Here is a 540-nt window from a genome sequence, read left to right as displayed (position 1 = left end):
CTCGTTGGACATGTTTCTTCTGAAAAAGTCCATCGTAAACTTTTACAAAAAATTGGCAAAGAACCACTTCTAGATTTTGGAATGCGTCTTGGTGAAGGAACAGGAGCAGCTATAGCAGCTGGAATTGTCAAAGCTGCTGTTTTAACTCATGCACAAATGGCGGTTTTGGAACAAGAAAGTTTGAACACTTAAAAGATGATGAGACGGATATAAAAAACGCTTAAGAGTTATGTTCATTTACCTTTTCATGTAATTTAATATAATTCAGCGGAAGCTCCGTTGTATATTTAATCTGTTCCATTGCGAAAGAAGATGAGACATCACGGATATCAATTTTAGAAATTAATTTTTTATAAAAAAGATCATAAGCTTCAATATTGGGAACAACAACACGCAATAAATAGTCAATATCTCCACTCATTCGGTAAAATTCAATAACTTCACGGAACTCCTGCACAATTTGTGAAAAACGCTTAAACCATTCATGACTATGTGTATTTGTGCGAATAGACACAAAAACAGTGACGTGTGCGTTTACTT

Annotated in this window: 2 protein-coding genes; one reads left to right on the top strand and one right to left on the bottom strand. The window is 34.6% G+C overall.

The window, feature by feature from the left end; genetic code table 11:
* Window positions 1-192, top strand: a 192-nt coding sequence (locus tag ACFIO3_RS15485; protein WP_375704824.1) for a nicotinate-nucleotide--dimethylbenzimidazole phosphoribosyltransferase, incomplete at its 5' end; no start/stop codon positions are given.
* A 28-nt stretch (window positions 193-220) separates the two neighbouring features.
* Here ACFIO3_RS15485 and ACFIO3_RS15480 read toward each other — a convergent pair.
* A partial coding sequence (locus tag ACFIO3_RS15480; RefSeq protein ID WP_375704823.1) for an Lrp/AsnC family transcriptional regulator occupies window positions 221-540 on the bottom strand: 320 nt, incomplete at its 5' end.

It is taken from the genome of Bartonella sp. AD328YNZD, assembly GCF_042196425.1.
This window is presented reverse-complemented; position numbering and strand designations above follow the sequence as displayed.